This window comes from Pseudomonas sp. MF6747, from assembly GCF_963890955.1.
In the GTDB taxonomy this organism is placed as follows: Bacteria; Pseudomonadota; Gammaproteobacteria; order Pseudomonadales; family Pseudomonadaceae; genus Aquipseudomonas.
The window spans coordinates 266668-292220 of record NZ_CAWPSZ010000023.1; the positions used below are offsets into that span (position 1 = coordinate 266668).

General features: G+C 60.1%; 18 protein-coding genes. 7 read left to right on the forward strand and 11 right to left on the reverse strand.

The annotated features are described in order from the left end of the window. Positions 1 to 32: 32 nt before the first annotated feature. Complete coding sequence (locus tag AACW30_RS20170) at positions 33 to 1496, reverse strand: glyceraldehyde-3-phosphate dehydrogenase (protein ID WP_023659083.1); 1464 nt, start codon at positions 1494 to 1496, stop codon at positions 33 to 35. 340 nt (positions 1497 to 1836) lie between these two features. On the opposite strand from AACW30_RS20170, the gene mfd reads away from it, so the two are divergent. From mfd to AACW30_RS20185, 3 genes are read left to right on the forward strand one after another with little or no spacing between them, the layout of a single operon-like run. After that, positions 1837 to 5286 carry a transcription-repair coupling factor gene (mfd, locus tag AACW30_RS20175; RefSeq protein WP_200623201.1) on the forward strand — a complete coding sequence of 1150 codons (3450 nt, stop codon included), beginning with the start codon at positions 1837 to 1839 and terminating at the stop codon, positions 5284 to 5286. Between the two features lie 11 nt (positions 5287 to 5297). Beyond that, the gene (locus AACW30_RS20180) at positions 5298 to 5867 is read left to right on the forward strand and encodes a CsiV family protein (RefSeq protein ID WP_124416717.1); all 570 of its coding nucleotides are present in this window, start codon (positions 5298 to 5300) and stop codon (positions 5865 to 5867) included. 9 nt (positions 5868 to 5876) lie between these two features. Continuing rightward, the gene (locus AACW30_RS20185; RefSeq protein ID WP_200623204.1) at positions 5877 to 8567 is read left to right on the forward strand and encodes a DEAD/DEAH box helicase; all 2691 of its coding nucleotides are present in this window, start codon (positions 5877 to 5879) and stop codon (positions 8565 to 8567) included. Between the two features lie 101 nt (positions 8568 to 8668). On the opposite strand, the gene nagZ is transcribed toward AACW30_RS20185, so the two are convergent. After that, on the reverse strand, positions 8669 to 9679 hold the full coding sequence (gene nagZ, locus AACW30_RS20190; protein ID WP_200623207.1) for a beta-N-acetylhexosaminidase: 1011 nt from the start codon (positions 9677 to 9679) through the stop codon (positions 8669 to 8671). Positions 9680 to 9823: 144 nt separating this feature from the next. Further along, positions 9824 to 10531 (reverse strand): TetR/AcrR family transcriptional regulator, encoded by a 708-nt coding sequence (locus AACW30_RS20195; protein ID WP_200623209.1) that lies wholly within the window; start codon positions 10529 to 10531, stop codon positions 9824 to 9826. Between the two features lie 263 nt (positions 10532 to 10794). On the opposite strand from AACW30_RS20195, the gene lexA reads away from it, so the two are divergent. Both lexA and sulA read left to right on the forward strand, forming a co-directional pair. After that, a complete protein-coding gene (gene lexA, locus AACW30_RS20200; protein WP_017137423.1) occupies positions 10795 to 11403 on the forward strand; it encodes a transcriptional repressor LexA in 609 nt (202 codons plus the stop codon). A 10-nt stretch (positions 11404 to 11413) separates the two neighbouring features. After that, positions 11414 to 11887 carry an SOS-induced cell division inhibitor SulA gene (gene sulA, locus AACW30_RS20205; RefSeq protein WP_106576933.1) on the forward strand — a complete coding sequence of 158 codons (474 nt, stop codon included), beginning with the start codon at positions 11414 to 11416 and terminating at the stop codon, positions 11885 to 11887. A gap of 301 nt (positions 11888 to 12188) precedes the next feature. Here sulA and AACW30_RS20210 read toward each other — a convergent pair whose 3' ends face one another. From AACW30_RS20210 to AACW30_RS20240, 7 genes are all read right to left on the reverse strand, one after another. After that, complete coding sequence (locus AACW30_RS20210; RefSeq protein WP_053255041.1) at positions 12189 to 12422, reverse strand: hypothetical protein; 234 nt, start codon at positions 12420 to 12422, stop codon at positions 12189 to 12191. A gap of 261 nt (positions 12423 to 12683) precedes the next feature. Beyond that, positions 12684 to 13205 (reverse strand): DUF6586 family protein, encoded by a 522-nt coding sequence (locus AACW30_RS20215; protein WP_119739194.1) that lies wholly within the window; start codon positions 13203 to 13205, stop codon positions 12684 to 12686. Positions 13206 to 13332: 127 nt separating this feature from the next. Next, positions 13333 to 15954 carry a type I DNA topoisomerase gene (topA, locus tag AACW30_RS20220; RefSeq protein ID WP_119739192.1) on the reverse strand — a complete coding sequence of 874 codons (2622 nt, stop codon included), beginning with the start codon at positions 15952 to 15954 and terminating at the stop codon, positions 13333 to 13335. A gap of 114 nt (positions 15955 to 16068) precedes the next feature. Next, positions 16069 to 16305: a DUF1653 domain-containing protein gene (locus AACW30_RS20225; protein ID WP_021490990.1), complete on the reverse strand. Its 237-nt coding sequence runs from the start codon at positions 16303 to 16305 to the stop codon at positions 16069 to 16071. 96 nt (positions 16306 to 16401) lie between these two features. Next, positions 16402 to 17577: an acetyl-CoA C-acyltransferase FadA gene (gene fadA, locus AACW30_RS20230; protein WP_106576936.1), complete on the reverse strand. Its 1176-nt coding sequence runs from the start codon at positions 17575 to 17577 to the stop codon at positions 16402 to 16404. 29 nt (positions 17578 to 17606) lie between these two features. Next, entirely contained in the window at positions 17607 to 19754 is a 2148-nt protein-coding gene (gene fadB, locus AACW30_RS20235) for a fatty acid oxidation complex subunit alpha FadB (RefSeq protein WP_124416715.1), read from the reverse strand. A 495-nt stretch (positions 19755 to 20249) separates the two neighbouring features. Beyond that, a complete protein-coding gene (locus AACW30_RS20240; RefSeq protein ID WP_200623212.1) occupies positions 20250 to 20687 on the reverse strand; it encodes a hypothetical protein in 438 nt (145 codons plus the stop codon). A gap of 105 nt (positions 20688 to 20792) precedes the next feature. Here AACW30_RS20240 and AACW30_RS20245 point away from each other — a divergent pair, with 105 nt between their 5' ends. Continuing rightward, positions 20793 to 21245 (forward strand): universal stress protein, encoded by a 453-nt coding sequence (locus AACW30_RS20245; RefSeq protein WP_106576939.1) that lies wholly within the window; start codon positions 20793 to 20795, stop codon positions 21243 to 21245. A 184-nt stretch (positions 21246 to 21429) separates the two neighbouring features. On the opposite strand, the gene AACW30_RS20250 is transcribed toward AACW30_RS20245, so the two are convergent. Further along, complete coding sequence (locus tag AACW30_RS20250; protein WP_200623215.1) at positions 21430 to 23352, reverse strand: ATP-binding cassette domain-containing protein; 1923 nt, start codon at positions 23350 to 23352, stop codon at positions 21430 to 21432. 213 nt (positions 23353 to 23565) lie between these two features. On the opposite strand from AACW30_RS20250, the gene AACW30_RS20255 reads away from it, so the two are divergent. Continuing rightward, positions 23566 to 25494: a transglycosylase SLT domain-containing protein gene (locus AACW30_RS20255; protein WP_200623218.1), complete on the forward strand. Its 1929-nt coding sequence runs from the start codon at positions 23566 to 23568 to the stop codon at positions 25492 to 25494. Positions 25495 to 25553: the final 59 nt, after the last annotated feature.

Sequence of the window (25553 nt, forward strand, 5' to 3'; positions counted from 1 at the left end):
CCAGTCGGGGCTTTTTCATTTACCGCAAAGGCTTAGCGCGGGAATGCAGGCGGGTTGACCCCAGCCATGTCTTCCATCACGCGAACCACTTGGCAGCTGTAACCGAACTCGTTGTCGTACCAGACGTACAGCACAACGCGGTTGTCCTGGGTGATGGTTGCCTCGGCATCCACCACACCGGCGTGGCGCGAGCCCACGAAGTCGGTCGACACCACTTCCTGCGAGTTAACGAAGTCGATCTGCTTATGCAGGTCCGAGTGCAGCGCCATGTAGCGCAGGTACTCGTTCATTTCTTCACGGGTGGCGGCTTTCTCAAGGTTCAGGTTGAGAATGGCCATCGACACGTTCGGCGTCGGCACGCGGATCGCGTTACCGGTCAGCTTGCCGGCCAGCTCAGGCAGGGCCTTGGCAGCAGCGGTGGCAGCACCGGTCTCGGTGATGACCATGTTCAACGCGGCGCTACGGCCACGGCGATCGCCTTTGTGGAAGTTGTCGATCAGGTTCTGGTCGTTGGTGTACGAGTGAACTGTTTCAACGTGACCATTAACGATGCCGAACTTGTCATTCACAGCCTTCAGCACCGGCACGATGGCGTTGGTGGTGCAGGAAGCAGCCGACACGATCTTGTCGTCAGCGGTGATTTCGCCGTGGTTGATACCGTGAACGATGTTCTTCAGCTTGCCTTTGCCAGGCGCGGTCAGCACAACGCGGTCGATACCCGGGCAGGCCAGGTGCTGGCCCAGGCCCTCGGCATCACGCCATACGCCGGTGTTGTCCACCAGCAGGGCGTCCTTGATGCCGTACTGGGTGTAATCCACCTCAGACGGGTTCTTCGCGTAGATCACCTGGATCAGGTTACCGTTGGCGGTGATGGTGTTGTTTTCTTCGTCGATGACGATGGTGCCGTTGAACGGACCGTGTACCGAGTCGCGGCGCAAGAGGCTGGCGCGTTTGGTCAGGTCGTTCTCGGCGCCTTTGCGCACAACGATGGCACGCAGGCGCAGGCCGTCGCCGCCACCGGTTTTTTCGATCAGGATGCGCGCCAGCAGGCGGCCGATACGGCCAAAGCCGTACAGCACAACGTCAGTGCCTTTACGGGCAGCGGCGTTTTGCTGGCCAACCACATCGGCCATTTCTTCACGCACGAACTGCTCGGCGGTGCGGCCAGCGCCTTCTTTGCGGAATTTGTAAGCCAACTTGCCCAGGTCTACCGAGGCCGCGCCGAGCTTGAGCTCGCTCATGGCTTTAAGCAGAGGGAATGTTTCGTGGACGGAGAGTTCGCTGTCGTCGGCGGAACGATGGCGAGCAAAGCGATGCGCCTTGAGAATCGCGATGACTGATTGGTTGATCAGGCTGCGGCCATAGATCGAGCTCACCACATTGTTATTGCGGTACAGCTGACCGATAAGCGGAATCATCGCTTCAGCGAGTGCTTCACGGTCGATCCATTCACCAAGACACTGGTCGGGCTTCTGAGTCACGGGAACCTTCCACATGTAGGGGCAGAAAAAAGGGGCTACATTATGTCGTCCGACCGGCCGTTGAGCAATGCGCCAACCACAACAAAAAGCGCTTGCAAAAAAACACCACCCCGCTACAGCCCAGTAAATACGCGGGTTCCAGAAGGCCACCAATGACGCCGCGCCGCCAACTTGTCCGTAACCCTCCGAAACATCCGCACTTTTTGGCACTACATATTGAGTCAAAACCCACCATTGTTTGTCTTAGCCACTACATTTCCTGCAAACCGTAATAGGCTCAGTCAGCAACTGACAGGCGGCACCTCGGGCCGTTACAATTACCGACTTTGTCGCAACGCTTGGAGCTCAACCTTCCGTGCCCGTTCTGCGTCTACCGATTCTCCCTGCCGCGGCAGGTAAACAGCACTGGGGCAACCTGCCCGGTGCCGCCCTGAGCCTGGCCATCGCCGAGGCTGCCAGCGCAGCCAAGCGCTTTACCCTGCTGCTCACCGCCGACAGCCAAAGTGCCGAGCGACTGGAGCAGGAGCTGAGCTTCTTCGCCCCCGATTTGCCGGTGCTGCACTTTCCCGACTGGGAAACCCTGCCCTACGACCTGTTCTCGCCGCACCAGGACATCATTTCCCAGCGCATCGCCAGCCTGTACCGCTTGCCGGAACTGGCCCACGGCGTGCTGGTGGTGCCGATCACCACGGCCCTGCATCGCCTGGCGCCAACCAAGTTTCTGCTGGGCAGCAGCCTGGTGCTGGATATCGGCCAGAAGCTCGACGTGGAACAGATGCGCACGCGCCTGGAAGCCAGCGGCTACCGCTGCGTCGACACGGTGTACGAACACGGTGAGTTCGCCGTGCGTGGCGCGCTGATCGACCTGTTCCCGATGGGCAGCAAGCTGCCGTACCGCATCGACCTGTTCGACGACGAAATCGAGACACTGCGCACCTTCGACCCGGAGAACCAGCGCTCGATTGATAAAGTCGAGTCGATCAAACTGTTGCCGGCGCGGGAATTCCCGCTGCAAAAAGATGCCGTCACACGCTTCAAGGCCCGCTTTCGCGAACGCTTCGACGTAGACTTCCGCCGCTGCCCGATCTTTCAGGACCTGAGCAGCGGGATTACACCGGCCGGTATCGAGTACTACCTGCCGCTGTTCTTTGACGAAACCTCCACCCTGTTCGATTACCTGCCCCAGGACACCCAAGTGTTCTCGCTGCCAGGCATTGAGCAGGCAGCGGAAAACTTCTGGAACGATGTGCGCAATCGCTATGAAGAGCGCCGCGTCGATCCATCGCGGCCTTTATTGCCGCCTGCCGAGCTGTTCCTGCCGGTAGAAGAATGCTTCGCCCGCTTGAAAAACTGGCCGCGCGTAGTCGCCAGCCAACAGGACGTGGACGCCGGCAGCGGCCGCGAGCGCTTCCCGGCGAGCACGCTGCCGGACCTGGCGATTCAGGCCAAAGCCACGCAGCCGCTGGAAGCGTTATCCAACTTCCTCGGCGACTTCCCCGGCCGCGTGCTGTTTACCGCCGAGTCCGCCGGCCGCCGCGAGGTGCTGCTGGAGTTGCTCGAACGCCTGAAGCTGCGCCCGAAAACCGTCGACAGCTGGCCGGACTTTGTTAAGAGCAAAGACCGCCTGGCGATCACCATTGCGCCGCTGGATGAAGGTTTGTTGCTGGATGACCCAGCGCTGGCGCTGATCGCCGAGAGCCCGCTGTTCGGCCAGCGCGTGATGCAGCGCCGCCGCCGTGAAAAACGCGCCGACATCAACAACGACGCAGTGATCAAAAACCTGACCGAGCTGCGCGAAGGCGCGCCGGTGGTGCATATCGACCACGGCGTGGGCCGCTACCTCGGGCTGCAAACCCTGGAGATCGACAACCAGGCCGCCGAATTCCTCACCATGGAATACGCCGAGGGCGCCAAGCTTTACGTGCCGGTGGCCAGCCTGCACCTGATCGCGCGCTACACCGGCAGCGACGACGCCCTGGCGCCGTTGCACCGCCTGGGCTCCGAGACCTGGCAGAAAGCCAAGCGCAAAGCCGCTGAACAGGTGCGCGACGTCGCCGCCGAACTGCTCGACATCTATGCACGCCGCGCAGCCCGCGAGGGTTATGCCTTCGCCGACCCGAAAGCCGACTACGCCACGTTCAGTGCCGGCTTCGCCTTCGAGGAAACCCCGGACCAGCAAACCACCATCGAAGCGGTGCGCGCCGATATGCTCGCGCCCAAGCCGATGGACCGTCTGGTGTGCGGCGACGTGGGCTTCGGTAAAACCGAGGTGGCCATGCGCGCCGCCTTTATTGCCGTGCATGGCGGCAAGCAGGTGGCGATTCTGGTGCCGACCACCCTGCTCGCCCAACAACACTACAACAGCTTCCGCGACCGCTTTGCCGACTGGCCGGTGAGCGTGGAAGTGATGAGCCGCTTCAAGTCCGCCAAAGAGGTGAACGCCGCTGTCGCCGACTTGGCTGAGGGCAAGATCGACATCGTGATCGGCACCCACAAGCTGCTGTCGGACGATGTGAAAATCAAAAACCTCGGCTTGGTGATCATCGACGAAGAGCACCGCTTCGGAGTGCGCCAGAAAGAACAACTGAAGAACCTGCGCAGCGAAGTCGACATCCTCACCCTCACCGCCACGCCGATTCCGCGCACGCTGAACATGGCCGTGTCGGGCATGCGTGACCTGTCGATCATCGCCACGCCGCCGGCACGTCGCCTGTCGGTGCGCACCTTCGTGATGGAACAGAACAAAAGCACGGTCAAGGAAGCGCTGTTGCGTGAACTGCTGCGCGGCGGCCAGGTGTACTACCTGCACAATGACGTCAAAACCATCGAGAAATGCGCCGCCGACCTTGCCGAACTGGTGCCGGAAGCCCGCATCGCCATCGGCCACGGGCAGATGCGCGAGCGCGAACTCGAACAGGTGATGAGCGACTTCTACCACAAGCGCTTCAACGTGCTGATCGCCTCGACCATCATCGAGACGGGCATCGACGTGCCGAGCGCCAACACCATCATCATCGAGCGCGCCGACAAGTTCGGCCTGGCGCAGCTGCACCAATTGCGCGGCCGCGTCGGGCGCAGTCACCACCAGGCCTATGCCTACCTGTTGACGCCGCCGCGTCAGCAGATTACCTCCGATGCCGAGAAGCGCCTGGAGGCGATCGCCAATACCCAGGACCTGGGTGCCGGCTTTGTGCTGGCCACCAACGACCTGGAAATCCGTGGCGCCGGCGAACTGCTCGGCGACGGCCAGAGTGGGCAGATCCAGGCCGTCGGTTTCACCCTCTATATGGAGATGCTCGAGCGTGCGGTGAAAGCCATCCGCAAGGGCGAACAACCGAACCTCGATCAACCCTTGGGTGGCGGCCCGGAAATCAACCTGCGCTTGCCGGCATTGATTCCCGAAGACTACCTGCCGGATGTTCACGCGCGGCTGATTCTGTACAAGCGCATCGCCTCGGCCACCGACGAAGAAGGTCTCAAGGACCTGCAAGTGGAGATGATCGACCGCTTCGGCCTGTTGCCCGAGCCGACCAAGAACCTGGTGCGCCTGACCCTGCTCAAATTGCAGGCCGAGCAGTTGGGCATCAAGAAGGTCGACGCCGGGCCGCAAGGCGGGCGTATCGAGTTCGAAGCGCAAACGCCGGTGGACCCACTGGTGCTGATCAAGCTGATTCAGGGCCAGCCCAACCGCTACAAGTTCGAAGGGGCTACGCTGTTCAAGTTCATGGTGCCGATGGAACGTGCCGAAGAACGCTTTAATACATTAGAGGCGCTGTTTGAGCGCCTCATCCCGAAATCTGCTTGAAGGACGCCCCAATGCGCCTGTTCCGCATTTTGAGCCTGTTGTTGGTGGTCGTTGCTCCTTCGGCGTTTGCCGACAGCCCCTATCTGGTGGAAATGATTCTGGTGCGCCAGAACGCCGAGCCGGTGATCAATAGCCGCGCGGCACCGGAAAACTGGGACGCCGGGGCACCACGGCTGCCGGCGGACAAAATCAGCCCGCCGCGGCTGGGCAACATCGTCGACAAGCTCAGTGCCGACACCGGTTACACGGTGCTGCTGCACCGGGCCTGGGACCAGAACCTGGGCGAGCAGCCGGTGAAGCTGGCCATCAGCGATGGCCAGGAGCAGTTTGGCCAGTTTCCCATCGAAGGCACGCTGAACCTGCAACTGGGGCGCTTTACCGATATCGACGCAGACTTCTGGATCAACCAGTTCGACGCCAACGGCAGCGTCATCGCCAGCGAACACTTGAGCCAGCAAGGCGTGCGCACCAAGAACAACCAGCTCAACTACCTGGACGGCGGCCACTTGGCCCTGCTGATCAAGATCACTTCGCTGACCGCCAAACCACCCAGCGCACCACCGCCCGACGCTCAGGACTGATCCAGCGCCATGCCCCTGACATCGTCACTGACCAAACCCCTGGCCCCTTCGTGGGCCAATCGCTTTAAAGAGCAAAGCCTTGAGCGCGGGCGGCGCTACGCCCTCGAAAACCGCGTGCGCATCGTCGAGTCCGGCGACAGCACCATTGTTGCCAGCTGCGAAGGCTCGGGCGGTAACGTTTACCGGCAGACCATCTCGCTGCGCGAATCGGCCAAGGGCATGCTGATTCTGGTGGACAGCCGCTGCACGTGCCCGGTGCACACCAACTGCAAACACATTGCGGCGGTGCTGCTCAAGGTCCAGGAAACCCTGGCTTACCCGGCGGCGGCGCAAGATGCCGAGTTGCTGGAGAAACTCCAGGCCGTGCTGGATAACCGCGTGGTACTGCCGCAAGTGGTGATGGAAGATGTGCGGCCGGTGCCGCGCCTGTGGCTGGCGAGTGTCGAGTTCAGCGCGTTTGAACCGCGCAATGGCAAGATGCAGCGCTATATCCAGCACCGTGCGGCGTTGTCGTTCAACTACCTGGGCAACTATGTCAGCGGGCAAAAAAATGCCGACATCGTGGTGCGCCAGGAAACCCAGAGCCTGCGCATCAAGCGCCATCCGGAGCTGGAGCAGCCGTACCGCGAACAACTGCGCCTGCTCGGTTTCAAGATCGCCACGCGCCAGAGCAAGGCACTGCCGGAGAGCGCCGGCGAATTGTTCGAGATGGTCAACGACAGCGCCTGGCTGAACTTCACCCTCAACGCCTCGCCGACCTTGCGCGCCGAGGGCTGGGAGTTGCAGATCGATGAGGATTTCGGTTTCGACTTGAGCGCCGTCGATGACTGGTATGCCACCGTCGATGAAGGCCCGGAACGCGACTGGTTTGACCTGGAGCTGGGCATCATCGTCAACGGCGAGCGCCTGAGCCTGCTGCCGATTCTATTGAACCTGATGCGCTCGCACACCGAGATCCTCAACCCGGAAAAGCTCGCCCGACGCCGCGATGATGAGCTGATCCTGGTAAACATCCCCGGTCTGCCTAACGGCCACGGGCCGCTGCAAGTGGCGCTGCCCTACGGCCGCTTGAAACCGGTGCTGGCCACCCTTGGCGAGTTTTACCTGCAGGAATCGGGCACCACCACCCTGCGCCTGGCCAAGGCCGATGCGATTCGCCTCAACCCGCTGGAAGACCTGCCGCTGCAATGGGAAGGCGGCGAGAAGATCCGCAACTTCGCCCAGCGTCTGCGCGACATCAAGGATTTCACCTGCGAGGCGCCCGAGGGCTTGAACGCGACACTGCGCCCGTATCAACTCGAAGGCTTGAGCTGGATGCAGTCGCTGCGCCAACTCGATGTGGGCGGGATTCTTGCGGATGACATGGGTCTGGGCAAAACCCTACAGACGCTGGCGCATATTCTCAGTGAAAAAATCGCCGGGCGCCTGGATCGGCCGTGCATGGTGGTGATGCCTACCAGCCTGATCCCCAATTGGCTCGATGAAGCCGCGCACTTTACGCCGCAACTCAAGGTATTGGCGCTGTATGGCGCGACACGCAAAAAGCACTTCGCCAACCTGCAGGACTACGACCTGCTGCTGACGACTTATGCGCTGCTGCCCAAAGACATCGAGCAACTCGCCGCCCTGCCCTTGCATGTGCTGATCCTCGACGAAGCCCAGTACATCAAGAACCCCAACAGCAAGGCCGCTCAGGCCGCGCGCGAGCTCAATGCGCGCCAGCGCCTGTGCCTGAGTGGTACGCCGCTGGAAAACCACCTGGGTGAGCTGTGGTCGCTGTTCCACTTCCTGCTGCCGGGCTGGCTGGGCGACGTAAAAAGCTTCAACCGCGATTACCGCGTGCCCATAGAAAAGCGCGCCAGTGATGTGCGACTGCAGCACCTCAACGGTCGGATCAAACCCTTCCTGCTGCGCCGTACCAAGGAACAGGTGGCCACGGAATTGCCGCCCAAGACCGAGATCATCCATTGGGTCGATCTCAACGAAGCCCAGCGTGATGTGTACGAAACCATGCGCCTGGCCATGGACAAGAAGGTGCGCGACGAAATCACCCGTAAGGGCGTGGCGCGTAGCCAGATCATTATTCTTGAAGCGCTGCTCAAGCTGCGCCAGGTGTGCTGCGACCTGCGCCTGGTCAACGACGCCGCCCTGCCCGCGCGCGGCAGCAGCTCGGGCAAGCTCGACAGCCTGATGGAAATGCTCGAGGAGCTGTTTGCCGAAGGACGCCGGATTTTGCTGTTCTCGCAGTTCACTTCGATGCTGAGCCTGATCGAAGTCGAACTGAAAAAGCGCGGCGTGCCTTACGCACTGCTGACCGGCCAGACCCGCGACCGCCGTACACCGGTGAAGGATTTCCAGAGCGGCAAGTTGCAGATCTTTCTGATCAGCTTGAAGGCTGGCGGTGTGGGCTTGAACCTGACAGAAGCCGATACGGTGATCCACTATGACCCGTGGTGGAACCCGGCCACGGAGAACCAGGCGACTGACCGCGCGTATCGCATCGGTCAGGAGAAGCCGGTGTTCGTCTACAAAATGATTGCGCGGGGCACGGTGGAGGAGAAAATCCAACACCTGCAAAAGGAAAAGTCCGACCTGGCGGCGGGCGTGCTGGATGGGCGTACGACGGGAGATTGGCAGTTGGGCAACGAGGACATCGAGGCGTTGTTTGCGCCGCTGCCCAATAAGCAAGAGAAGCGCTGACCTTCAGATTGCTATCGCGGGCAAGCCCGCTCCCACATTCTGATGTGTGAATACATTCAAGTGTGGCAGCTGGCTTGCCTGCGATGGGCGCACCACGGTGTTCAGCCGACCAGTTGAGCATCCCGCAACGCAGTAAGCGCCGTCAGCCACCGCGGGTCCTGCTTATAGTCCGTCGACGCAATCGCCTGCCCGCGCATCCGCGCAATTCGCGCAGACGGCGTAACCTTCATCCGCTGCGCCGCGGTGAGAGCAAGCTCAGCTGCCGCACGGTCGTTGCACACCAAGCCCATGTCGCAGCCGGCGGTCAGCGCCGCTTCGATCCGGCTGGCCGCATCACCAACCACATGCGCCCCGGCCATGGACAGGTCATCACTGAAAATCACCCCATCGAACTGCAACTCGCCGCGCAGGATGTCCTGCAACCAGCGCCGCGAGAAGCCAGCGGGTTGAGCATCCACCTGCGGATAGATGACGTGCGCCGGCATAACCGCTGCCAATTGCTTGCTCAGCCGTGCGAAAGGCACCAGGTCATTGGCGCGAATCTGTTCCAGGCTACGCTCGTCATTGGGAATGGCGACGTGGGAATCGGCCTCAGCCCAGCCGTGGCCAGGGAAGTGTTTACCGGTGGCAGCCATGCCCGCGCTGTTCATGCCGCGAATGAAGGCACCGGCAAGCACGGCGGCGCGCTCGGGGTCGCTTTCAAACGAGCGGGTGCCGACCACGGCGCTGCGCTGGTAATCCAGGTCCAGCACCGGGGCGAAACTCAGGTCAAGGCCAACCGCCAGTACTTCAGTGGCCATGATCCAGCCGCACTGCTCGGCCAGGTATTCGGCATTCGGCTTATCCGCCAACAAACGCATGGCCGGCAGACGCACAAAGCCCTGGCGCAGGCGCTGCACGCGCCCGCCTTCCTGGTCTACGGCCAGCAGCAGGTCGGGGCGCACGGCACGGATCGCCGCGCTCAACTCGCGCACCTGGCGTGGGTGCTCGATATTGCGTGCAAAAATGATCAGGCCGCCCACTTCAGGCTGACGCAACAGGTGACGATCCTCGGCCGTCAGCCAGGTACCGGCCACATCAACCATCAAAGAACCTTGCAGGGCAGCAGTCATAAACCTTCCTTAAATAACGCACACAACCCGTTGCCCTCACTTGGCGCAATAAGCGCGGTGAGCACAACGGGTTGCGAGTAAATAGCTGAAATCGGCATGGCGGCTAGCTTAGCGGATGCAAGCGGCCGCGCACACCCGCGGCAATCACGCCTTGGCGACGGCCGGCGTGGATTTACTGCGTGGGCGCAACTGCGCGGCCGCCATGGCCTGGTCGGTCACACCGGTTTCGGCGCGCATGCCGGCGGCAAGGAACGGCACCATCAGGCGCATCACTTGTTCAATGGAGGTATTCACGCCGAAATCGGTCTCGGCAATTGCGCGCAAGGCTTTGATGCCGGACATGCTGAATGCGGCAGCACCGAGCATGAAGTGCACGCGCCAGAACAGTTCGATCGGCGGAATACGCGGCGCGGCTTCGTTCACCAGCAACATGTAGCGGCGGAACACCTTGCCGTACATGTCTTCCAGATAACGCCGCAAGTGGCCCTGGCTCTGGCTGAACGCCAGGCCCAGCAAACGCATGAAGATCGACAGGTCATTGCCGCTGCGCGGTTGAACCACCAGCGCTTGCTCAACCAGAATTTCCAGCAGGTCTTCCAGGCTTGGCTGGTTTTCAGGCTTGGTCTGACGGCGCTCCAGCTCACGGTCGAGGCTGGCGCAGAACGGCCCCAGAAAGCGCGAAAACACTGCCTGGATCAGGGCTTTCTTCGAGCCGAAATGGTAATTCACTGCAGCCAGGTTAACCCCAGCCTTGCTGGTGATCAGCCGCAATGAAGTTTCAGCAAATCCTTTTTCCGCGAACAATTGCTCGGCAGCATCGAGAATGCGTTCAACGGTTTCCGACTGGGCCATGGCTACTCCGCCTGACAAACACTTGTTTGAAACATACGTTTCAGGGTGTGTCTTGTCAAGCCTGCGAGTCCGTTTTCCGGCCGGGCAGTCATCTATTTAACCGCTATTTAATCACATCCTTCCTGGTCTGTAGGCAGCGCTGTCTCTGCCTTGTAGGAAGGGTGACGAATGACCGTCCAGCGGTGTGCCCAAAAAGGATGATTGCCAAGCGCAGTTCACTGTATATAATCCCAGTCACTGTATAAAAAGACAGAGCGATCAACATGCTAAAACTGACGCCACGCCAAGCTGAGATTCTGGCTTTTATCAAGCGCTGCCTCGATGACAACGGCTACCCGCCGACACGAGCGGAAATTGCGCTGGAGCTGGGGTTCAAATCCCCAAACGCTGCTGAAGAACACCTCAAGGCCCTCGCTCGCAAAGGCGCGATCGAGATGACCCCAGGGGCTTCTCGCGGTATTCGCATCCCTGGCTTTGAAGCCAAGGCCGACGAATCGACCCTGCCGATCATTGGCCGCGTCGCCGCCGGTGCGCCGATTCTGGCGCAACAGCACGTCGAGGAATCCTGCAACATCAACCCGACCTTCTTCCATCCGCGCGCCGACTACCTGTTGCGCGTACACGGTATGAGTATGAAGGACGTGGGCATTTTCGACGGCGATCTGCTGGCCGTCCACACTACCCGTGAAGCCCGTAATGGCCAGATCGTCGTTGCGCGTATCGGCGATGAAGTCACCGTAAAACGCTTCAAGCGCGAAGGCAGCAAGGTCTGGCTGATGGCCGAAAACCCTGAGTTCGCCCCGATTGAAGTGAACCTGAAAGATCAGGATCTGGTGATCGAAGGCTTGAGCGTCGGCGTCATTCGCCGCTAAAGGAGGCACCATGCAGCTCGTGCACACCCCACAACACACACAACTGTCGCTGTTCGAGGCCTTCATGGCTCAACCCCTTGCGCCTATCCTCAAGGAAACGGTCGAGGCCCCGTGGGGCTCCGAACCTGAGGCGTTCAGTGAATTGTCGTTGCGCGGTGCAGCTGGAAGCTGCCTGAGCCTGCTGGCGCCGATCCTGCGTGAACTGAGCGAAGAGCAGGACGCACGTTGGCTGACGCTGATCGCTCCACCTGCCAGCCTGACCCAGGCCTGGCTGCGAGACGCCGGCCTCAACCGCGAGCGCATCCTGTTGCTGCAACCACGTGGCGCGCAAAGCGCCCAACAGTTGACCTGCGAAGCCTTGCGTCTGGGACGTAGCCATACGGTGGTGAGCTGGTTGAACCCGTTGAATACGGCGGCCAAGCAACAACTGATCAGCGCCGCACGGACGGGCGATGCGCAGAGCTTGAATATTCGATTGGGGTGACAGGGAGCTAGCTGATTGCGTAGGTGACAGATAGCTATCTGTGCCGCGCGGGCTTCTGTAGCGAGCGGGCTTGCCCCGCGTTGGGCTGCGGAGCAGCCCCATAACCAAGCACCGTGGAATACCTGATATACCGCGTTAATCCATTAGGGCCGCTTCGCGCCCCAACGCGGGGTAAGGCCGCTCGCCACAACAAGCCCACTCACCACAACAAGCCCCACTCGCCTCAGCGGCCTGCTTACTGCAGCGACCTGCTCACTGCAACAAGACCGCCTACAACGAAAAGCGCACTTAACTGCAAAACTCAGTGCAGAACTCGCGGCCCGTCGTCCTTCTCCGGTTCGCCTTCTGCCAGGCGACCCGCCATCTGCACACCAACGCTCAACATGGCTTTCGCCACTTCCACGTGCTGGCCTTGCAGGAATGCTTTTGCGTCTTCGGAAAAATCCAAGATAACCAGAGAACCCTCGTCCTCAGCCCGACGCAGCTCGATTCGGCCGTCAGGCAATTCAACAATTTCCAGAAAGGACGTTGGCATAAAAGTCTGTTCTCCACGAAAGGCCGGGATTATATCAGTCATCCACCCAGCCTCGCTGAGGATCTGAACAGGTTTCTCTACGGCTTGATGAATGGTGCCTTTTGAGCCCCGCACCGGACTTTCTCTCTAACTCGGTACAAATGTGGGAGCGGGCTTGCTCGCGAATGCGGCGGATCAGTAATGAATCTGTCGACTGACACTCCGTTTTCGCGAGCAAGCCCGCTCCCACATTTTTGACCGTGTTCAGTCAGCGACTCCGTCTCAGCACTCGTTCAAGCCTTCACGAAACCGCAGCGCCATCTTCTTCAGCTCCTGGCGCCAGCTCTCCAGCTCTTCGCGACTCAGCGGCTTGGGCTCATCCTCTTGCAGGGCAACAGCGACGATCAGCGGCTGCGTCACGTCCCCCTTGGGCACATGAGGAATACGTGGCGGCTGGAACATGTCGGCATGTGCCTTGAGCAGGCGGGCCACCCAGCTGTCGGGGCTTTGGGCCATTTCCACCAACTCGGCCAGCTCAGGAATGGCCATGCTCTCCAACACTTCGCGGTTCATGATCAGTTCTGCACGCGGCGAACCGGCCTGGGGCAAACGGTAGAACCCGGCGATTTCATGGCACAGCCCCAACAGGGCGCCGTAGAGGTGGAACAATGCAGCCTCACGCCCCGCCTGGACCAGCGCGATGGCGTTCATCTCCTTCCCTTCCTCGGCACGGCCAAGGGCTTCCAGGGACAAACCCGCGAAGTAAATTTTTTGATTGGTACGGGTATAGAGTTCGTTGGCCATAACGGCAGTCTCCACAACGAAATAAGCCTGATGCTGGCTCAACAGTGTCACGGATCAGCCGAGACTCCTGCAAGCGCAAAAAAAGGCCGCCCATGCAGGCGGCCTTTGTATTTCGCAGCGTAGTCGATCAAGCGCCCTGGCGCTTGTCCTCGACCTTCCACTTGCCGCCGTCGTAGAACGCTTTCCAGCCCGTAGGCTTGCCGTCCACTTCGGTCTGCACGTACTGCTCCTTGGTTTTGCGGCTGTAGCGGATCACGGCCGGGCGACCGTCGGGATCCTTCTTCGGCGCTTCGCACAGGAAGTGGTACTTCGGGTCGATCTCGTCTTTGTGCGGCACGATTTCCAGCACCAGCGGCGCACGGGTCTCGCGGTTTTTCGGAAACTGGCTGGCCGCCAGGAACAACCCCGAGGCACCGTCACGCAGAATGTAGGTGTCGTTGACCTTCTCGCACTTGAGTTCAGGCATCTTCACCGGGTCCATCTTCGGCGGCGCCGCGTCACCGCTTTTCAGCAGTTTGCGGGTGTTCTTGCACGTCGGGTTGGTGCAACCGAAGAACTTGCCGAAACGGCCGGTCTTGAGCTGCATCTCACTGCCGCACTTGTCGCATTCCAGGCTCGGGCCTTCGTAGCCCTTGATGCGGTAGCTGCCCTCTTCGATTTCGTAGCCGTCGCAATCCGGGTTGTTACCGCAGATGTGCAACTTGTGCTTCTCGTCGAGCAAGTAGGCATCCATTGCCGTGCTGCAGATCGGGCAACGGTGCTTGCCACGCAATACCAGCGACTCGGATTCACCCTCGTCGTCAGCAGCGATCTCATCACCCGGCACCAGGTTGACGGTGGCCTTGCAGCGCTCTTTCGGCGGCAGGCTGTAGCCCGAGCAACCGAGGAACACGCCGGTGGACGCAGTACGAATCTGCATCGGACGGCCGCAGGTCAGGCACGGGATGTCAGTCATCACCGGCTGGTTGGCACGCATGCCGCTTTCAGGGCTTTCGGCCACTTCGAGCTTCTTCTTGAAGTCGCCGTAGAACTCATCCAGTACGTTTTTCCAGTCGCGCTCGCCCTGGGCCACGTCGTCGAGGTTCTCTTCCATGCCGGCGGTGAAGCCGTAGTCCATCAGGTTGGAGAAGCTCTCGGACAGGCGCTCGGTAACGATGTCGCCCATCTTTTCCGAGTAGAAACGACGGTTGTGCAGCGCGACGTAGCCGCGGTCCTGGATGGTCGAGATGATCGCCGCGTAGGTCGAAGGACGACCGATACCGCGTTTTTCCATCTCTTTTACCAGGCTGGCTTCCGAATAACGCGCCGGCGGCTTGGTGAAGTGCTGGGACGGGTCGAGCTTGATCAGCTTCAACGTGTCGCCCTGGGCCATGTCCGGCAGCACATCGTCATCGCCAGGCTTGGCGATTTGCGGCATCACGCGGGTGTAGCCGTCGAACTTGAGGATACGGCCCTTGGCACGCAGCTCGAAGTCGCCAGCACCGACACTGACAGTGGTGGACAGGTATTGCGCCGGCAGCATCTGGCAGGCCAGGAACTGGCGCCAGATCAGCTCGTAAAGGCGCTCAGCGTCGCGCTCCATGCCGGTCAGCTTGCTTGGCTCGGTATTGGCGTCGGAAGGACGAATCGCTTCGTGAGCCTCCTGTGCGCCTTCCTTGCTGCTGTAGACGTTCGGCTTCTCCGGCAGGTACTTCTTGCCGAATTCGGTTTCAATATAAGTACGCGCCATCGCCACCGCGTCTTGCGACAGGTTGGTGGAGTCGGTACGCATATACGTGATGTAGCCAGCTTCATACAGACGCTGAGCCATCATCATGGTTTTCTTCACACCAAAGCCCAGGCGGTTACTCGCGGCCTGTTGCAGGGTGGAGGTGATGAACGGCGCCGACGGCTTGCTGCTGGTCGGTTTGTCTTCACGCTTGACGATGCTGTAGCTGGAAGCCTTGAGCTTCTCCAGCGCGGCCATGGCCTGGGCTTCGTTCAGCGGCTTGAAGGCCTCGCCTTTCTCGCGGGCCACTTCAAAGCGCACGTTGGCACCCTTGGCGGTGCCGAGGTCAGCGTGGACTTCCCAGTACTCTTCAGGGTTGAACGCACGAATCTCGCGCTCACGCTCCACCACCAGCTTTACCGCCACCGATTGCACACGACCGGCCGACAGGCCACGGGCGATCTTGGCCCACAGCAGTGGCGAGACCATGTAACCCACCACGCGGTCGAGAAAACGACGGGCCTGTTGAGCGTTTACACGATCGATGTCCAGTTCGCCCGGCTTGGAGAAGGCTTCCTGGATGGCTTTCTTGGTGATTTCGTTGAACACCACACGCTTGTAGCGGCTGTCATCACCACCGATGGCTTCGCGCAGGTGCCAGGCAATGGCTTCCCCTTCGCGGTCCAAGTCGGTTGCGAGATAGATGGTGTCAGCATCCTTGGCGAGCCGGCGCAGCTCTTCGATGACCTTTTCCTTGCCGGGAAGGATCTCGTACTTGGCCTTCCAGCCATGTTCCGGGTCTACACCCATGCGCGAGACCAGCTGCTTGCGCGCCTTCTCTTTAGGCGTGAGCACCGGACCTTCGCCCGCAGCCGCCTTGCCGCGCTTGGCGGCAGGCTCCTTGCTGGCGCTAGCCGAACCGCTGGTGGGCAGGTCTCGGATATGGCCGATACTCGACTTCACCACGTACTCGTTGCCCAAGTACTTGTTGATGGTCTTGGCCTTAGCCGGGGATTCCACAATGACCAGCGATTTGCCCATGGATCGGAAAATTCCTGAATTCGAGAAGTGAAAGGCAGTTGGCGCCTGTCGCGGCAACGCTATATATAGTGGCAACAAGGTGAGGTCAAGCGCAGCATTCTGCGCGACCTGCCGTTATTGCCCTGAAAAAAGACTGGGTTCGGCCTGGACCAAAGCAAAGCGCGGGACCTGCTCGCCGTCAACTTCGACGGTCTCCAGGAACATGCTCAATGGGCGCACCCAAAAGCCGTAATCGCCATACAGTGCTTGGTAAAACACCACTTCTTCTTCGGTCTCGGAGTGCCGCGCCACGTTAAAAACGCGGTACTGCGGCCCCTTATAATGTTGGTAGAGCCCTGGTTCGACTTTCATGCTCTGGCCCTCTTACAAAATTTGTTGAAAAAAATATTAAAAATTCCAAAAAACAAAAACCGGGGCACTGGGCCCCGGCTTCCGTCAACGCAACGCTTAGACGCGTTCGAAGACGGTGGAAATGCCTTGGCCGAGACCAATGCACATGGTTGCAACCCCAAGGTTGCCGCCATTTTGCTTCATCACGTTAAGCAAAGTGCCGGAAATACGTGCACCGGAGCAACCGAATGGGTGGCCCAGGGCAATCGCACCGCCGTGCAGGTTAACCTTCTCGTTCATCTTGTCGAGTACTTTCAAATCTTTCAGCACTGGCAGGGCCTGTGCGGCGAAAGCTTCGTTGAGCTCGAAGAAGTCGATATCGGAGATGGTCAGGCCCGCGCGCTTCAAGGCTTTTTGTGTGGCCGGTACTGGACCATAGCCCATGATTGCCGGGTCCACACCCGCCACGGCCATCGAACGGATCACGGCCATCGGCTGGATACCCAGGTCCTGGGCACGCTGCGCCGACATCACGATCATGCACGAAGCACCGTCGGTGATTTGCGACGAAGTACCGGCTGTCACGGTGCCGCCCTTTGGATTGAAGGCAGGTTTCAAGGCTGCCAGGCTTTCCAGGGTGGTGTCCGGACGAATGGTTTCGTCGTAGTCGAACAGTTTCAGGAAACCGTTTTCGTCATAGCCGTTCATCGGGATGATTTCATCCTTGAACTTGCCTTCCACCGTCGCCTTGTGGGCAAGCTGGTGGGAGCGCAGGCCGAACGCGTCCTGGGCTTCGCGGGTAATGCCGTGCATTTTGCCGAGCATTTCTGCGGTGAGGCCCATCATGCCCGAGGCTTTTGCCGCGTACAGCGACATGTGCGGGTTAGGGTCGACGCCGTGCATCATGCTGACGTGGCCCATGTGCTCCACGCCGCCGACCACGAACACATCGCCGTTGCCGGTCATGATCGCTTGGGCAGCGGTGTGCAGCGCGCTCATCGAGGAGCCACACAGGCGGCTGACGGTCTGGCCAGCGGCGGTGTGCGGGATCTGGGTCATCAAAGACGCCATGCGCGCGATGTTCCAGCCCTGCTCCAGGGTCTGGTTGACACAGCCCCAGATCACGTCTTCGACTTCGTTCGGGTCGACCTTGACGTTACGCTCCAGCAATTTGCTGATCAGGTGCGCCGACATGTCTTCGGCGCGGGTGTTGCGGTGCATGCCGCCCTTGGAGCGGCCCATCGGTGTGCGACCGAAGTCGACAATCACCACGTCTCTTGGATTCAAGCTCATAAATATTCTCGCTCTATTCGTCTGGGCGCTTAACCGAAGAAGCTCTGGCCATTTTTGGCCATTTCACGCAGCTTCGCGGTCGGGTGGTACAGCGGGCCCAGATCAGCGTATTTGTCAGCCAGGGCAACGAACTCGGCCACACCGATCGAATCGATGTAACGCAGCGCACCACCACGGAATGGAGGGAAACCAATACCGTACACCAGGCCCATATCGGCTTCGGCGGCGGTTTCAACGATGCCGTCTTCCAGGCAACGTACGGTTTCCAGGCACAGGGCGATCATCATCCAGTTGATGATGTCCTCATCGGACACCTCACGCTGCTCGTAGATGACCGGCGCGAGTACTTCGTGAACCGAAGGGTCGGCCACTTTCTTCTGCTTGCCCTTCTTGTCGGCCTCGTAGGCGTAGAAGCCCTTGCCGTTCTTCTGGCCCAGACGCTTGGCTTCGTAGAGTGCGTCGATCGCCGAACGGCGGTCGTCTTTCATGCGGTCCGGGAAGCCTTCAGCCATGACGTCACGACCGTGGTGGCCGGTGTCGATGCCGACCACGTCCATCAGGTACGCCGGGCCCATTGGCCAGCCGAACTTTTCCATGACCTTGTCGATACGCACAAAGTCCACACCGGCGCTGACCAGCTTGGCGAAACCGCCGAAGTACGGGAACAGCACGCGGTTGACCAAAAAGCCCGGGCAGTCGTTAACGACGATCGGGTTCTTGCCCATTTTCTTGGCGTAGGCAACGGTGGTGGCAATCGCCAGCTCGCTGGACTTCTCGCCACGGATCACTTCCACCAGCGGCATCATGTGCACCGGGTTGAAGAAGTGCATGCCGACGAAGTTTTCCGGACGCTTGAGGGCCTTGGCCAGCAAGCTGATGGAAATGGTCGAAGTGTTCGAGGCCAGAATGGTGTCTTCTTTAACCTGAGCTTCCACTTCCGCCAGTACGGCTTGCTTGACCTTCGGGTTCTCGACAACCGCTTCGACCACCAGGTCGACGTGGCCGAAATCGCCGTAGGACAGCGTAGGACGAATGCCGTTAAGCACTTCAGCCATCTTCGCTGCGGTCATGCGACCTTTATCAACGCGGCCGACCAGCAGCTTGGCGGCTTCCGCCAGGCCTTGCTCAATGCCGTGTTCGTTGATGTCTTTCATCAGGATCGGCGTGCCTTTGGAGGCCGACTGATAAGCGATACCGCCGCCCATGATACCGGCGCCGAGTACGGCAGCCTGTTTCACGTCTTTGGCGATTTCGTCGTAGGCCTTGGCCTTTTTCTTCAGTTCCTGATCGTTCAGGAACAGACCGATCAGGCTCTGGGCTGCCGAGGTTTTCGCCAGTTTGACGAAACCTGCAGCTTCCACTTCCAGGGCTTTGTCGCGACCGAAGTTCGCGGCCTTCTGGATGGTCTTGATCGCTTCAACGGGCGCCGGGTAGTTCGGGCCGGCCTGGCCTGCCACGAAACCTTTGGCGGTTTCGAACGACATCATTTGTTCGATGGCGTTGAGCTTGAGTTTTTCAAGCTTCGGCTGACGCTTGGCCTTGTAGTCAAATTCGCCGCTGATGGCGCCTTTGATCAGGTTCAGTGCAGCTTCGGCGAGTTTGTCCGGGGCAACCACAGCATCGACGGCACCGACTTTCAGCGCGTCTTCTGCTTTGTTTTCCTTGCCGGCGGCAATCCACTCGATGGCGTTGTCGGCACCGATGATGCGCGGCAGGCGCACGGTGCCGCCAAAACCTGGGTAGATGCCCAGTTTGACTTCAGGCAGGCCGATTTTGGCGGTGGCCGACATGACACGGAAGTCTGCGGCCAGGCACATTTCCAGACCGCCGCCCAACGCGATGCCATTGATCGCGGCGACGGTTGGCACGTTGAGGTCTTCGAAATCGCTGAAAATCTTGTTGGCTTCGAGGTTGCCAGCCACCAGCTCGGCATCGGGCAGCTTGAAGTTGTCGACGAATTCGGTGATGTCAGCGCCGACGATAAACACGTCCTTGCCGCTGGAGACGATCACGCCCTTGACCGAAGCATCTGCTTTGATGGTGTCTACGGCCTGACGCAGTTCGTTCAGGGTTAGACGGTTGAACTTGTTGACGGACTCACCCTTGAGGTCGAATTTCAATTCGACGATGCCACTTTCAAGAGCCTTAACCGTGATGGCTTTACCTTCGTAAATCATCAACTGATCTCCACGATATGGAAGCTGAACAGTACACATTGGACGCTGGCCTCTGGTTGGACATTGATTATTGGGTCAATGCTCATGCCAATCCGCCAGGCACACCCGCCAACGCGCTAGTCGGGGTTCTGTATGAGCGGTCTGACAGACAAACGCTCAATTCATACGCCCGTTTGATTTGGGTACATCACCTTCATCCAATTCCGGGCAATTGTCAATCGCTCGAAAGGCTAGGAAAAACGCGACTTTCCAGTCAGTTCAGAAACCAGGCCCACGGCTTACGCCGCGCCAATATTCGACTATTCACGAAATCAATAACGGAAATTATGTGGGAAAAGGCTGTACAGAACAGGATATGCCGCTAGGCTAGCGACAACCTTAATGCGCCTGGATGAACATCCGACGCATGCATTACCGATTTACCGGCCTGCCTGGCCAACTCCAGCCCGATGATGATGTCGGGCTTTTTATTGCCTGGGTTTTATTCGGCAGGCATCAAGCCAGGGCCTTGAGCAACGCATCAATATCCTTCAACACGCTCGCCTCGCCCTTCTCGCCCCAGTACAGGGCGATCATTTGTTTGTCCGCCTCGACCTTGTAGACGCTATCCGGCAGGGTCGCAAAATGTGCCAACAACGTTTCATCGACGCACACTTCGCGCCACTGATTGACCCAAACCCCGGGCTCCAGCTGCCAGTAACACCAAAGGGCGGGCGCACTTGCGCGGCGCGGTCGGCAGTACTGCGCGCAAGGGCTTGGCGGCTCATGTTTAAGCCAGTACGGCCAGTCCTGCGGCGCCAATTGCATGGCCAGGCCAATGCGGCGCGCCTCCATGCGCAGGGCCATGCGCCCGCTCTGATGGCGCGAGGGACGCAACCAGGCCAGAGGGCTCAGCACCACGAGAAGGATTGACACCACTATCCAGACCGTCATATGTGTACTCCCGAATTTCTAGATGAGCGGATTTGACCTGACGCCACCCCATCCGCTTGAAAGCAGCCATACTGAACTTATTGCAGTCCCCTGGAGGAACGCGCCATGCCCAACGAACACTCCTACAAACATATCCTGGTCGCTGTCGATCTGACCGAAGAGTGCGACCCAGTGATCAAGCGCGCGCAGGCTTCAGCAATCGCCAACGGCGCCAAGCTGTCACTCGTGCATATCGTCGAGCCTATGGCCATGGCGTTTGGTGGCGACGTGCCCATGGACCTTTCCCAGTTGCAGCAACAACAATTTGACCAGGCCAAAGAGCGCCTGGACCGGTTGATCCTCAAGTACCCGGAAGTAACCAAGGAAAATTCCCACCTCACCTACGGCCAGCCTCGTCAGGAAATCCACCACCTGGCCAAGGAACAGGGCTGTGACCTGATCGTGGTCGGCAGCCACGGCCGTCATGGCCTGGCGCTGCTGCTGGGCTCGACTGCCAATGACGTACTGCACGGCGCGCCGTGCGATGTGCTGGCAGTAAAACTGGTAAAAAATACGTAAGCACGGCGCTAACCAACTGTGGGAGCGGGCTTGCTCGCGAAAGCATTCTGTCAGTTGACGCATCCGGCGACTGATGTACCGATTTCGCGAGCAAGCCCGCTCCCACATTTCTAATCGCACTCCATATAAAAAGCCCGGCGTTCATACAAATGGGCGCCGGGCTTTTTTAGTGCGCTTGAATCAATCAGGCATCCAGCTCGGCCCAACGCTCAACCAACACTTCCAGCTCCTGGTTCAACGTTTCCAGGGAAGCAATGACCTTGGCCGTTTCCGCCGCCGGACGCAGGTAGAAACCTGCGTCCGCCATTTCTGCTTCTACTGCGGCAATCTGCTGTTCCTTGGCGTCGATATCCCCCGGCAAGGCTTCCAGCTCACGTTGCAGCTTGTAGCTGAGCTTTTTCTTGGTCGACGGTGCAGCGTCCTGGGCCGGAGCAGCAGCGCCAGCCACTGGCGCAACGACGGCGGAGGTCAGGTCGGCCTTGCCGGACTTGCTCTCGGTCACGCCCAGCAGGCGCGGCGAGCCGCCTTGACGCAGCCAGTCCTGATAACCACCGACGTATTCACGCACCTTGCCTTCGCCTTCGAAGACCAGGGTGCTGGTGACCACGTTGTCGAGGAATGCCCGGTCGTGGCTGACCATCAGCACGGTGCCGTTGAAGGTCAGCAAGACCTCCTCCAGCAGTTCAAGGGTTTCCACGTCGAGGTCGTTGGTCGGTTCGTCGAGCACCAGCAGATTGGCCGGCTTGCTGAACAGCTTGGCCAGCAGCTGGCGCGCACGCTCACCACCGGACAAGGCTTTCACCGGCGTACGTGCGCGTTGCGGGCTGAACAGGAAGTCGCCCAGGTAGCTCAGCACGTGGCGGCTCTGGCCGTCGATGTCGATAAAGTCGCGGCCTTCGGCGACGTTGTCGATCACGGTTTTTTCCAGGTCCAACTGATGGCGCAACTGGTCGAAGTAGGCCACGTCGATGCGCGTACCTTCTTCCACCGTGCCGCTGGTCGGTTGCAGACCATTGAGCATCAGCTTGAGCAAGGTGGTTTTGCCGGTGCCGTTGGCGCCCAGCAGGCCGATACGGTCGCCGCGCTGCAGCACCATCGAGAAGTCCTTGATCAGGAACGGGCCGTCCGGGTGATGGAAGCTGACGTTCTCCAGCACCATCACCTGCTTGCCCGACTTGTCGGCGGTATCCAGCTGGATATTGGCCTTGCCGGTGCGTTCACGGCGCTCGCTGCGCTCAACACGCAGGGCTTTCAAGGCGCGTACGCGACCTTCGTTACGGGTGCGACGGGCCTTGATGCCCTGGCGGATCCAGACTTCTTCCTGGGCCAGCTTTTTGTCGAACAGCGCGTTGGCGGTTTCTTCAGCGGCCAGCGTGGCCTCTTTGTGCACCAGGAAGCTGGCGTAGTCGCCGTTCCAGTCGATCAGGCCGCCACGGTCCAGTTCGAGGATGCGCGTGGCCAGATTCTGCAGGAAAGAACGGTCGTGCGTGATGAACAGCACGGCGCCCTGGAAATCCTTGAGGGCTTCTTCCAGCCAGGCGATTGCGCCGATATCCAAGTGGTTGGTGGGTTCGTCGAGCAGCAACAAATCCGGCTCGGACACCAGCGCCTGGGCCAGCAGCACGCGACGACGCCAGCCGCCGGACAACTCGGCAAGGGTCTTGTCGGCCGGCAGCTGCAGGCGGCTCAGGGTACTGTCGACCAGTTGCTGCAAGCGCCAGCCGTCACGGGCTTCGAGGTCTTGCTGGACGTGCATCAGCTTGTCCAGGTCCTCTTCGGTGACGCAGTTCTGCGCCAGGTGATGGTATTGCGCGAGCAACTCGCCAACGCCGTCCAGGCCTTCGGCAACCACGTCGAACACTGTCCGTCCGTCTGCCACCGGCAACTCTTGCGGCAATTCGCCGATCTTCAGGCCCGGCGCACGCCAAACAGAGCCGTCATCGGGCTTCTGATCGCCTTTAACCAGCTTCATCATGCTGGACTTGCCGGTGCCGTTGCGGCCGATGATGCACACCCGCTCACCACGGGCGATCTGCCAGGACACCTTGTCCAACAACGGCATAGCGCCGAAAGCAAGGGACACATCGCTGAATTTGAGCAGGGTCATACGCTTCTCCAAAAACTGGGCGCGCATTCTACCTGACTTGAAGGTGGGATGCGGTCGGCATTTTCGCTGTCGACACGTTCTGCAGGACATTTACGATGAACTTCAGCCAGCCGGCCGGCAAAGCTTTCGCCGGTCGCTGGCAAAAGGCTAAGCTAGGGGCAATCAGTGTCGGCGGTGCCGGTGCTAGTCGTGATTTCTCTGCACGGACGTCTCATGCGCAGTCGCCTTTTCAACTTTTTATCTTGTCTGCTTCTTTCCGCCACCGCCGTTCAATCCGCCCAGGCCGTGGACCTCACCACCCAACGTCAATATTACGATGAAGCCAAACGCGCCCTCGCCAAAGGCGACAGCGGGCCGTACATGCAATACAGCCAGGCCCTGGCCGACTACCCGCTCACGCCGTACCTGGCCTATGACGAGCTGACCGCGCGCCTGAAAACCGCGAGCAACGAGGAAATCGAACAGTTCCTCGCTAAAAACGGTGACCTGCCCCAGGCCAACTGGATGAAGCTGCGCTGGTTGCGCTGGCTGGCCGACCGTGGCGAATGGCAGACGTTTGAAAAGTACTACGACGCCAAACTCAATTTCGTCGAACTGGACTGCCTGCATGGTCAGTACCAGCTCACCCATAACTTGAAAGCCGAAGGCTACAAGACCACCGAAAAACTCTGGCTGACCGGCAAATCCCAACCCGCCGCGTGTGATGTCACGTTCGGCCAGTGGGCCGCCGATGGCCAACTCACTGAACAGAAAATCTGGGACCGCGCCAAGCTCGCCGCCGAAGCACGCAACTACGCGCTGGCCAACAGCCTGGTGAAAACCCTGCCGACCCTCGGCGCCCAAGGCCGCCTGATGGTCGACGTGGCGCAAAAGCCGGACATGCTCAGCGACCCGTCGCGCTTCCTGCCGGCCAACGAGGCGATGTCTGACGCCGTCGGCCTGGGCCTGCGCCGCCTGGCACGCCAGGACCCGGACAAGGCCATGGCGCTGCTCGACGGCTACGCCAGCAGCATGCACTTCTCGCGTGACGAAAAAGTGTCGATCGCCCGCGAAATCGGCTTGACCCTGGCACGCCGCTACGACCCGCGCGCGCTGGACGTGATGACCAAATACGACCCCGAGCTGCGTGACAACACCGTCTCCGAATGGCGCCTGCGCCTGCTGCTGCGTCTGGCACGCTGGGAAGATGCCTACCAGTTGACCCGCAAACTCCCACAAGACCTGGCGACCACCAACCGCTGGCGTTACTGGCAAGCGCGCAGCCTGGAGCTGGCCGAGCCGAAAAACCCGCAGCCGCTGGTGCTGTACAAAAACCTTGCACAAGAACGGGATTTCTACGGTTTCCTTGCCGCCGACCGCTCCAAAGCGCCGTATCAGCTGAAAAACAAGCCGCTGGTGATGAGCCAGGCGCTGGTCAACAAGGTCCGAAACACGCCCGGCGTACGCCGCGCGCTGGAGTTCTATGCACGTGGCCAGATTGTCGATGGCCGCCGCGAGTGGTACCACGTCAGCCGCCACTTCAATCGCGATGAAATGGTCGCCCAGGCCAAGCTGGCCTACGACATGAAGTGGTACTTCCCAGCGATCCGCACCATCAGCCAGGCCCAGTACTGGGATGACCTGGATATCCGCTTCCCGATGGCCCACCGTGACACCTTGGTGCGCGAAGCCAAGGTACGTGGCCTGCACTCCAGTTGGGTGTTTGCCATTACCCGCCAGGAAAGTGCCTTCATGGACGATGCGCGCTCCGGCGTCGGCGCCAGCGGCCTGATGCAACTGATGCCCGGCACCGCCAAGGAAACCGCGCGCAAGTTCAGCATCCCACTGGCCTCCCCGGCCCAGGTGCTGGACCCGGACAAAAACATCCAGCTTGGCGCCGCCTACCTGAGCCAGGTGCACAGCCAGTTCAACGGCAACCGCGTGCTTGCCTCCGCCGCCTACAACGCCGGCCCAGGGCGTGTACGCCAATGGCTGCGCGGTGCTGATCACCTGAGTTTTGATGTGTGGGTAGAAAGCATCCCGTTCGACGAAACCCGCCAGTACGTGCAGAACGTGCTGTCTTATTCGGTGATCTACGGGCAAAAGCTCAATTCACCGCAGCCGTTGGTGGATTGGCATGAGCGGTATTTTGACGATCAGTAAGGTTGACTGACGAAGAGCCCGTGGCGGTTTTTTCTGGTGCGGGGCTTGTTGTGCAGAGC